The following is a 10,186-nucleotide window of genomic DNA, read 5'->3' on the forward strand; positions in this document are numbered from 1 at the left end:
ACTCAAGGTTGGTGGCATCCCGAAACTCATAGACATGGTTTTAGGAAAAGACAAATATTAACAGTCGGAAATGTTTTGGTTACTCTAATACTACCATATGTAGTCACAATTAGTGAAAAAAAGAGTGGGATTAAATCTAATAATCAAGGTTTCTATCCATTTTTAAAATGGTTAGGAATGGAAGAAGGATTAACACCATTGGTTTGGTCAACTGTCACTCAGTATGGCGCAATTGCTGGTTCATTTGAAGCTGCCTGTACAATTCTAATAGGTTGGGGGATCAATATTAGTTTAAAACGGATTGAAAGACTGACATATCAGTTTGGGAAAATTGGGATTAATCTCCGTCAATCTAAAATATTGAATCTACAACTGGGAAATTTACCAAGTGGGAATATTCTTAAGGGACAGAGAGTTGTAATCGCTGTTGACGGGGGAAGAACAAAATTAAGATTTAATAAAAGAGAGTGAAAACACTTTAAAGTATAGTGATTTAATTTACTTATCATTTCAGTATATAAATTTGCGATCGCTGCCGTCTAACTTGCATCGCATTGCTCCCAATTACAAATTAGCCCGATCGCAATACACTTCACCAAAGCTATGATCAGCATGAATCTCAATCACCATATCAACCACCGTCGCATTTTTTACCAACGGCTTGATGAATAATTCCGGGTGAAGCGATCGCCAAAAATAATTGACAAATTGCTCTATCTCTGAATTACTCATCCCCGATTTCCCCGCAGCAATCATCTGCTGTTCCGCCTGTTTGCGCCACTCCAAAGAACATCGGTAATCAGTGGGATAGAGCAAAATTAAGCTGTCTAAATGCTCCCACAGTGGTAAATAATCGTGGAGGCGATGATTCATATCACGGGCAAATGCTTGATCTTCATCTGTAACAATTGGCGGTGGTGCGGTATTAAATAGATCTGGGTCGATTGGTCGCACACCCACAAACCAACCTTCAAATAGTACAATATCTACACCTGTTACCATTTCGGAAGTAGTGCGATCGCCAGCACCTCCAAAAGCAGATTTATCAAAGCGGGGAACCATGACTGGACTTTGCGACTGGCGGATTTGATCTAGTACATTCAAGCCTAAATCTATATCGTGGGTTCCTGGTGGGCCGCGCCAAATTATGCGGGAATCTTGCTGTGTCAAAAGCAAGCGATCGCTATAAGTTTTATACAAGTCATCCAAAGATAAACACAGAGTGTGATATCCTAAATGCTGAAGAATCAAGCTGAGAACTTTGGACATTGTAGTTTTACCAGTGCCTTGTCCTCCCAATATTCCCTGAATCAGAGGACGACCTAACTGTTGGCGCTGCGATGCTAGCTTAATTCCCAAAGGAAGCCACAAATCCCACAATACCTGTAACATTTCCTGGGGTTCCACCTGGAGGCTAGTTTGGCAGAAGCGGCTAAAAGCTGGAAAAACAGATTTTAGTAAATGCGATCGCCTTTCTATAACTTCATCGACATTTTCCGACGTGATCCCAAAAGCTTTAGCCCTTAACTTATCTGCCAACGCAGCTTCTTTTGCTTGCTCCTTCTCCCTCATCTCCCTCATCTCCCTCATCTCCCCCATCTCCCTCATCCCCCTCATCCCCCTACGATCCCAGCTTAAAGGCTTCGAGAAACAGGCTGTAGGTGAAACCAATTTTGAGGAGATTTAGTGAGTCCACCAAGAGCGATCGCCTTGACGAAAAGTTACGACTATAAAATATCCTACTGGTAATTTCTATCAAGAGTACTAAAAAACCAGCTGCCACAATGTCTAATTCTGCTCGTTGACCAGATGTGGTGGAAACTGCGTTTCCCAGAAAAAAACCGAACAAAAAACTAATGATCAGCAACGATAGCCGCCGCCAAGGATTTAAAAACCATTGCCCCAAGCGTGTAGCAATAGCATCGAACAAGTTATTGAGGCGAGTGTTTTGCATCAAAGAGACTTCTGGGTAAAAGTCAAGATATTAATAAATATATCTAGTTTGAGAGGGTTTTTGCGTAAGTCCTATATATAAAGCTACTTTCTCTGATTGGCTTTTGTGTTAATAGGCTACTATTTGGTCAAGCCTACACAAAATATTTATTTCTAATAACCATCAATATGAAATCTTCAGTGTATCGTAACGTCGGTGTTACAGCCTGTTGCTTGGGACTGCTTGTTGCTCTGGTGGGATGCTTTGGAGTGAGCGTATCCTTTGAGTCTACGAGCCCAGATACATCTTCACAAGTGCCAACTGAAACTCAAGAGCAAGAGACAACTTCATCTATAGCTGTTTCACCTGAAAAAGGTATTTCCTCTAGCCTATCTACTCCAGTAACTACCCCAACCAATCAAGTAGAACATAGTAGTAAAGAGAATACTTATCCTGTGTTGGCAAAGCGTGATCAATCAGCAAGCATTGCCAACAATCAAGGGACTTTGCGAATGAGCAATCAAACAAACCAGCCTGTGCGGCTGGCTTTACTGGCGCGGCAGTCGGTAGCAAAAAGCTCTGGTACTAAACAGACTCACTATGATATGCCGGCACATTGGGATTTTGCTCCCCAAGAAGGTAGTGAGAAGGGACTGATTCTATCTTTACCTGAAAATAATTTAAAGCTGGAGAAGGGAGATATTTTAGTTGCTTTTGCACAAGATGGTTCTCGTCGTTACTGGGGCCCCTATGTTGTGGGCGAAACTCAATTACCTAAGTGGAATTCTCAAAACAGAGAATGGCAACTAGTGCTGAGTCAATAAATAGTCCTGAGTCACCGAAGTTGAGATTGGCGGTTCGCCTTTGGCATTCCCGCAGGGTAGCCGCAGCTCCGACTTTTCGCTGAGTACGGAAGCAATTGTTGTAGGGTTTTTATTTTTGCATGGCTACCCTACAGTTGGTAAAGTGTTGAGTAATGACTAGAGGAAAATAGTTGAATTGAAAACTCCCAAGAACAAAAGATAGATAACCAACGACTATTGATTAGTGATTGTTGACTATTGACAAATGAGCATGAAATTGAGTGTTAAGCGCACTGTTGATCAGTGGTTCAACAAAATAGGAAAGAATCCAGCCCTTGGTGTAACTGTGTCGATTTTGTGGTTGATGGTGATTGGCTGGGTGGCTTTTGGGTGGAATTTGGGCAACATTGGCTTGATTGATGAGACAGAGCCGCTTTTTGCCGAAGCTTCCCGCCAGATGTTCGTCACAGGTGATTGGATTACTCCATTTTTTAATGGTGACACTCGTTTCGATAAACCTGCTTTAATTTACTGGTGTCAGGCGATCGCATATTACATTATTGGGGTGAATGAGTGGGCAGTACGTCTTCCTTCAGCGATCGCAGCCTTAGCATTAGTTTGTTTAGGTTTTTACACTATACAGTGGTATTTAGCTAAACAAGACGAATTAGAACAAGTTTCACGTCCTACTCGCCGCTACTTAATATCTTTGATCGCAGCAGCGCTCATGGCACTCAATCCCGAAACTATTATTTGGGCGAGAACGGGTGTCTCTGATATGCTGCTCACCGGATGCATAGCATCAGCTTTGTTCTGTTTCTTTCTAGGGTACGCAGCCAAGGAAGGGAGCAGCACTTCGATTAGGCTCAGTCACCGGGGAGCAGAATTAATAACCAATGCCCAATCCCCACTTGCCCTGAGCCAAGCCGTTCGCGTAGCGATCGCACCAGAAGGGATGCCCCATTCCCCATTCCCTAATAAGTGGTACTTAGCTTTTTATGTGCTAATTGCTGGGGCAATTTTGACTAAAGGGCCAGTGGGAATTGTTTTGCCAGGGCTAATTGTTGCCACCTTTTTACTTTATTTAGGAAAGCTTCGAGAGGTGTTGCGGGAAATGCGCCTCTTCGTAGGTATACTGATAATTATCGGTTTGTCAGTGCCCTGGTATGCTTTAGTAACTTGGCGCAATGGCTGGAATTTCATTAACTCCTTTTTTGGTTATCATAACCTGGAACGCTTTACAGAAGTAGTTAATGGTCACTCAGCACCTTGGTATTTTTACTTTTTAGTGGTACTGCTGGGCTTTGCGCCATACTCCGTCTATTTACCAGCCTCCATAGTCAGACTAAAGTTTTGGCAGCGATCGCATTGGCGATCGCTTGAACGTTTTCAGCAATTTGGTTTATTTGCCGGGTTCTGGTTTGCTAGCATCTTTGGCTTTTTCAGCATTGCTGTCACCAAACTCCCTAGCTATGTATTGCCTCTAATGCCAGCAGCCGCAATTCTGGTAGCCCTATTGTGGAGCGACCTTTTCCCCAACACGGAAAATGAAAATGGCAAGGAAACAGTGAGACACCGGGATACAGAGAAAGTATTTGATCATTTATCTCCATCCCCACGTCCTCTCATCCCCCCTTCACCCGTCTGGAGTGGTTGGGTGAATGTAGTGTTTTTATCATTTTTGGCAACAGCACTGTTGAACATCACCTACATATTAGGTACTGATCCAGCTATAAGTAACTTCCACGAACTAATTCAACAATCTGGTTTACCAGTAATAGCGGGTGTAATTTGGCTAGTTTGTGCAGTTTTGGTTGCGGGTTTATTATTGAGTCGCCGTTGGAACTACATTATCAGTATTAATTTAATCGGCTTCGTGGTGTTTTTGATTTTTGTCTTAACACCTGCTTCCTTCTTTATTGATCGAGAACGTCAATTACCCTTAAGGCAGTTGTCTGCGGTCATCCTAGAAGCAAAACAACCAAATGAAGAATTGATCATGCTTGGCTTCAAAAAGCCTAGTGTGGTATTTTACAGCCACATTCACGTCAATTATTTAAGATTCCCCGAAGAGGCTATAGAGCATATTCAAAACCAGGCTGCCAAAGGACTACAACCTGCCTCACTGCTGCTGTTGGCTGAACAAAAAAAGTTTTTACAAATGGACTTACAGCCAGATGATTACAAGAGTTTATCAACCAAGGGTGCTTATAACTTGGTTCGAGTTCCTTTTAAGAAAAAGAAAAATCGAAAAATAGATATATCTTAAATTGTCCTTTGTCATTTGTCATTTGTCATTTGTCATTTGTCCTTTGTCCTTTGTCCAATTGAAAATGACCAATACTTCGACTTCGCTCAGTACAAGTGACCAATGACCAATGACCAATGACCAATGACCAATGACCTCATTAACATTTGTCATTGTAACCATTGACAGCTAAAGCTTGATTTATCTGGTTTAAAAGGTCTTTCATTGATATTGATCGCGGTAGTATTTGGGTAGCGATCGCACCAACAACATTTTCTATCGATTCCAAAGTATTTTTCTTCTGCTTGTCATTTTCCTTATCACCTACCCCAGGCTGAAGAGTGGTTTCTGGGCGATTCAATCGCTGATTCAATACCAAAATTGGTGGTAACTTCAACGGCGAATCTCCCAATGTTTTCAATGCTTTTAGCACGTCTTTGTGGATTGGGGATTCTCCTAAACAAATTAGCAGTAAGTCAACGCTTTGGTGGCGAATTTGTTGTAACACTTCTGCCCAACAGGGACTGATCGCCGCTTTGAAGCCTGCTGTTTGGAGGTACTGAATTAAAGCTTGAAACCACTCAGACCCCCTTTCGGCAGTTTCACTACTAATTGAGCAGTTTTTTTCAGTCCGATAACCCTTAACTTGCTTGCGTCTTACCTGTGGTAAATCACGCAGCATTGTCAAATCTACTACTAAGATATTGGGAGGGCAGCAAATACCAGAAGCAATTTCCAGTACTGATAGTAAGACATCTGTTTTCTCCGTACGGCTGCTGTTGTCTTTAGCAAATGGTGTTAAGTAAGGAAATACAGATAACCCTGGTATTTTAGAAGCGATTAGGGTAGTCGCAACATCGCAAGTAACCAGTGGGATAGCCGCCAAACGTGGATGCCCAATTAGTTGTTGCAGATAAATTTGGGCGGTGGTACTTTCCACATCTAGTAAAATAACATCAAACTGCCATACCCGCGCCAAAAGTTCTGCCTGATCTAGGTCATCTACTTCAATTACTCGGTGTTCTCGAAGTGAGGGGTGGGGATTGACCGATTCCAACTGGGGATTTACCAATCTGAGAATTCGCAGTGGGGTTTTAGTTGGGATAATTGCGTTGTTGTTTAACCCTAGGGGCACAACTGCTTGTACAGTACATAATTTTTCCAGAACTGGTGCTAAAACCTGATGCTCTACTGGCAAACTTAAGAAACCATCGGCTCGGTTAGCAAATGCTTGCTCCTTTTCGGCTGCCGTCGCTGTCACAATTACAGATATATGACGGGTTGCAGTGTCAGATTTCAATAAAGTCAGCACATCCCAACCTGATAGTAGGGGTAGCAACGGATTCAAAAATATCGCGATTGGTTGCAAGCGCCGAGCTTTTTCCACTGCTTCTGTCCCCGATCGCGCAATCACTACCCGATATCCTAAAGCTTTGAGGTGTTCAGTCAAGTCTTCAATATATCGGGCTACTGCTTCGACTACCAAGACCAACCGTTGCGAACTAGCAGGATGATGCTGTGTGGGCGTACTAATATGCTGACGAGGGACTGTGGGAATTTCCCGTGTCGGTTGGTATGGTGTTTCTTCGTCTTCTCTGATTCCCATATCTGGTTCAGAAAAGCTTGTTTTTGGGGGGCTGGGCGGTAAAAGTAGTGTAAACTGGCTACCTTTTCCTTCACGGGATAAGAAGCTGACATCTCCTCCGTGGAGACGAGCCAAGGCCCGAGTTAATACTAGCCCCAAACCAGTACCTTCAAATTGGCGGGTGAGGGGATTTTCTAGTTGTTGGAATTTTTGAAAGATTAAGTGTTGCTGGTGTTCCGGAATGCCAATACCTGTATCCCAAACTGTAAAGGCAATCCATCCTTCCCAACGACTCACCCGTAGCCCAATTTCGCCAGATATTTCGGTGAATTTAAAGGCGTTGGAAAGTAGGTGTACTAGCATTTGGCGTAAGCGCAACTCATCTGCCACTATTTGATCTAAGCCTAGTTCAATGGAAAGGCAGAATTGGGGAGCAGACGAACGGGCATTTTGAGTTGCAGAGGCAGATGTAGTTTTGGTAGTTTGAGTGTGGATGGCTTTGGCCTCCGATAGGGCGCGATCGCACACAGCACTAATTTTTACTGGCGTTGGCGTCAAATCCATTTGTCCCGTTTCCATCCGGGTCAAATCCAAAATGTCATTAACTACACTCATCAGGTGGCGTCCACTTTGATGAATCAGTCCCGCATAACGGGCTTGACGCTCGTTGAGTTCTCCCAACTGCTGATCCACCAGCAAGCGCGATAACCCCAAAACGGCAGTTAGGGGAGTTTTGAGTTCATGACTAATACAAGCTAAAAATTCATCTTTCAACCGATTTAGTTGAATTAAATCGGCATTTTTTGCTGCTAGTTCTTTGCAAAGCTGCTGCTGTTCAGTCACATCAGTAGCTAAAATTAACCACAAATCATTGCTGAGTGCAACGTCTGACTCAGCACTCATGACTTGAAACTCAGGACTATCTAAGGGAATTTTGGCAAATTGCCAGATTTGCTCCTGACCATTTTGCACTTCCACAACGCAGGTACAAGTACCCACCTGACTATCCAAATAGCACCGACTGTAGACAGCATCACCAGATGCTTCTTGCTCAGTCAGTTCTTTTTCACCACCATGCTCATTCTCCTTACCATTGGGATGAACCTTGATGGCTCGTTGGCTGACATATTCTGGTTTTTTGGAGCAGTTAGGCACAAGTATTGCCTCTACGTGTTGCCTAACTCCCTCTGGATCTTTCAATGAGCCTAATTGCTGCCACCAAGCGGGATTTCGTGCCACCACCTCGCCAGTACCCGTTTGCAACATCAAAGGCCAAGGCAGTCTTTCTAGCAAGTGTACTAGTGGCTGGTGTCCTAATGACTTGGGGTCATTTGGCCTAGCATCATACTCATGGCGATGGTCATCAGATGACCTCTGGGCGGCTGAACTGAGTAACACAGCCATCTGTTCCTTAGCCAGCGATCGCAACAGGCGTGAACTATCCAGCAGCCCCAAATATCGACCATCACGGTCAATCAGCGCCCAATCTAAATTCTGGTGTTTTTCACCTTGTGGATAACACAAGTGCAAGTTCAATTGCTCTACACGCTCAGAAGCTGATATTGTCTGTATTGGCTCAATTAGACCTTGACCCCAGCTAGAAAGTGATTGGTGTAAATTTAGATTTTTATCGTCACTATGTGCTAATAATTTTGGGATTAAACGGGCAGAATACAGCAATCCTATAGGGCATTGCTGTTGATTCACTACTACCAAGCGATCGCACTGCTCTTGCTCAAAAATCTCCAACACCACTGCCAGAGAACTTGTTTGGGGGCAGCTAGGTACGGTTGCCTGAAAGTCATAAAGCGGGTAATCTAGCATTAACATAGGGCTTTGGGGGTCATTCTTCCTGTGGAACCCTCCGGCATTTCCATCTGCCAGTTGATGGTCTTTTCGCCTGAAGTCATATCCTCTAAGAAGACTCATATAAGCAACTCTGGTTATTTCAACGCCATTAAAACAACGGAATTTACCTTCACGGACACTTGCTTGCAAACGAGTGCATTTTTCCTAGAGGCGACGTTTCTCATTTTTAGCCACTAGTCTCCCCAGTGTCTTACTGGTATTTAAACTCCTCATCGATAGAGACGGCTAAAACAATTATGGCCCCAAAGATTCGCTTTAGAACCTTGAGGAATTATAATGATTTAGAATGCGACAAACCTTTAAGTTCGTTTAAATATCTTATCAAGGAGCAAAATCAAAAAATTTATTTATATACATAGATATGCAAATAATCAATTAGCCACTATATCTTGCTATGCCGACAGATACTTTCAGATCAAAGAACTACGTAAGTCCTACCACTCAATTGCTGCATTAGTACCTCGGCGCGTAATTCGTAATTACCAGTTTGCAAGGTTTTCAGACATTTCAAAGGGGTGACTTATTTCCGCCGTACTCTACTAAGTTGTTGAGTAGCTAGAACTGTCTGCTAACACAGAAAATTATTTTGGGCTGGAATCACCAGTTTACTGCACACCAAGTATTCCCCTAGAAGCGTTAACCAAACTTAATCAACCCACGTTTCTTGGTCAGGGCGATCAAGGAGATAGATTCAAGAATAAATGTTATTACCGATATTAATTCTGCAACCTGATGTTAACAAATATTTAGATAATCCAGTTTACTTAGCCAATCAAAAAGGTTTTAGGACGTGGGTGTGGAAATTTATTGATCAGATGATCGCCCAATTTTGCTACCTACCTGTTCCCGCAACTACCTCTGTAACAACCAACTCTTTACCAAGCTGGCCGCAACCAAATCCGACTCAAGCATACACTGGCAATTACATCTATGTATTTGCCAGTCAGATGCAAAAAAGCCAACAGCATTTTCAGGAGATGAGTCCAGCAGAAAAGCAAGGATTACTAAGACAGCTTAAATCAGATTATAGCCTGATTATTATAGATTATTTTAGCACAGACAAAACACTAAAAGAAAAAATTGATAAATTCATCAATACTATATTTTATAGTAATATTCCTGTGCCCCAAATTATCGAAATTCACATGGAGGTAATGGAAGAATTTTCTAACCAGCTAAAATTAGAAGGAAGGAGCAATGAAACGTTACTTGATTACCGCCTAACGTTGATAGATATCCTGGCTCACTTGTGCGAAATATATAGGAGTTCGATTTATAAATAAAATAAAATAAATTAAATTAAATTTATTGCTCTGTGTTCAACTGGAAACAAGCTATCACTGTTAGTTGCTCACTGACGATGCGCGAACGAATATTGTATTTCTCTGATCACGAGTAGCCATTAAGTATATGAATCAAGCCAGAAAAATTTACGTTCTCAAGCTTTACGTAGCAGGTAACACTCCTAATTCAGTCCGAGCATTAAAAACACTCAAAGATATTTTAGAACAGGAGTTTGAAGGTGTTTATGCTTTAAAAGTGATCGATGTACTGAAAAGCCCGCAACTGGCGGAAGAAGATAAAATATTGGCGACACCAACATTATCTAAAATTTTGCCCCCGCCCGATCAAAGCGAATACCGCATTTTAGTGGTTGATGACTCCACAGATAGCCGTTTAGTGTTAATGAAAATTCTGACATCCATCGGTTTTGCAGTTCAGGAAGCAGCAAATGGCATCGAAGCGAT

General features: G+C 42.5%; 7 protein-coding genes and 2 pseudogenes. 5 read left to right on the forward strand and 4 right to left on the reverse strand.

The genetic code is table 11. The annotated features are described in order from the left end of the window. A pseudogene (locus LC605_RS28415) lies at positions 1-465 on the forward strand (ISLre2 family transposase); the annotation flags it as partial. 99 nt (positions 466-564) lie between these two features. Here LC605_RS28415 and LC605_RS28420 read toward each other — a convergent pair. Continuing rightward, on the reverse strand, positions 565-1,581 hold the full coding sequence (locus LC605_RS28420) for a glycerate kinase (protein ID WP_229550799.1): 1,017 nt from the start codon (positions 1,579-1,581) through the stop codon (positions 565-567). 40 nt (positions 1,582-1,621) lie between these two features. Further along, on the reverse strand, positions 1,622-1,954 hold the full coding sequence (locus LC605_RS28425; RefSeq protein WP_229550795.1) for a DUF565 domain-containing protein: 333 nt from the start codon (positions 1,952-1,954) through the stop codon (positions 1,622-1,624). A gap of 167 nt (positions 1,955-2,121) precedes the next feature. Between LC605_RS28425 and LC605_RS28430 the strand changes: the two genes are divergently transcribed. Both LC605_RS28430 and LC605_RS28435 read left to right on the forward strand, forming a co-directional pair. Continuing rightward, positions 2,122-2,757 (forward strand): hypothetical protein, encoded by a 636-nt coding sequence (locus LC605_RS28430; RefSeq protein ID WP_229550796.1) that lies wholly within the window; start codon positions 2,122-2,124, stop codon positions 2,755-2,757. Positions 2,758-3,001: 244 nt separating this feature from the next. Then, complete coding sequence (locus tag LC605_RS28435) at positions 3,002-5,005, forward strand: glycosyltransferase family 39 protein (RefSeq protein ID WP_229550797.1); 2,004 nt, start codon at positions 3,002-3,004, stop codon at positions 5,003-5,005. An 18-nt stretch (positions 5,006-5,023) separates the two neighbouring features. Here the strand turns inward: LC605_RS28435 and LC605_RS33180 are convergent, their stop codons facing one another. Both LC605_RS33180 and LC605_RS28440 read right to left on the reverse strand, forming a co-directional pair. Further along, positions 5,024-5,158, reverse strand: a complete 135-nt coding sequence (locus LC605_RS33180; RefSeq protein ID WP_267868697.1) for a hypothetical protein — start codon at positions 5,156-5,158, stop codon at positions 5,024-5,026. Further along, on the reverse strand, positions 5,145-8,399 hold the full coding sequence (locus LC605_RS28440) for an ATP-binding protein (RefSeq protein ID WP_229550800.1): 3,255 nt from the start codon (positions 8,397-8,399) through the stop codon (positions 5,145-5,147). Before LC605_RS28440 ends, LC605_RS33180 begins: the two co-directional genes overlap by 14 nt. Before the next feature lie 740 nt (positions 8,400-9,139). Between LC605_RS28440 and LC605_RS28445 the strand changes: the two genes are divergently transcribed. After that, on the forward strand, positions 9,140-9,721 hold the full coding sequence (locus tag LC605_RS28445; RefSeq protein WP_229550798.1) for a circadian clock protein KaiA: 582 nt from the start codon (positions 9,140-9,142) through the stop codon (positions 9,719-9,721). 127 nt (positions 9,722-9,848) lie between these two features. Further along, positions 9,849-10,064, forward strand: a pseudogene (kaiB, locus tag LC605_RS28450) (circadian clock protein KaiB); the annotation flags it as partial. Between the last annotated feature and the right edge of the window lie 122 nt (positions 10,065-10,186).

The organism is Nostoc sp. CHAB 5836 (genome assembly GCF_020829445.1).
GTDB lineage: Bacteria > Cyanobacteriota > Cyanobacteriia > Cyanobacteriales > Nostocaceae > Nostoc.

Bases quoted from the DNA above. Each gene is read 5' to 3' on its own strand.
- LC605_RS28435 (WP_229550797.1), top strand. From the start codon at position 3,002: ATGAGCATGAAATTGAGTGTTAAGCGCACTGTTGATCAGTGGTTCAAC.
- LC605_RS28445 (WP_229550798.1), top strand. From the start codon at position 9,140: ATGTTATTACCGATATTAATTCTGCAACCTGATGTTAACAAATATTTA.
- LC605_RS33180 (WP_267868697.1), bottom strand. From the start codon at position 5,158: ATGACAAATGTTAATGAGGTCATTGGTCATTGGTCATTGGTCATTGGT.
- LC605_RS28420 (WP_229550799.1), bottom strand. From the start codon at position 1,581: ATGAGGGAGATGAGGGAGAAGGAGCAAGCAAAAGAAGCTGCGTTGGCA.
- LC605_RS28430 (WP_229550796.1), top strand. From the start codon at position 2,122: ATGAAATCTTCAGTGTATCGTAACGTCGGTGTTACAGCCTGTTGCTTG.
- LC605_RS28440 (WP_229550800.1), bottom strand. From the start codon at position 8,399: ATGTTAATGCTAGATTACCCGCTTTATGACTTTCAGGCAACCGTACCT.
- LC605_RS28425 (WP_229550795.1), bottom strand. From the start codon at position 1,954: ATGCAAAACACTCGCCTCAATAACTTGTTCGATGCTATTGCTACACGC.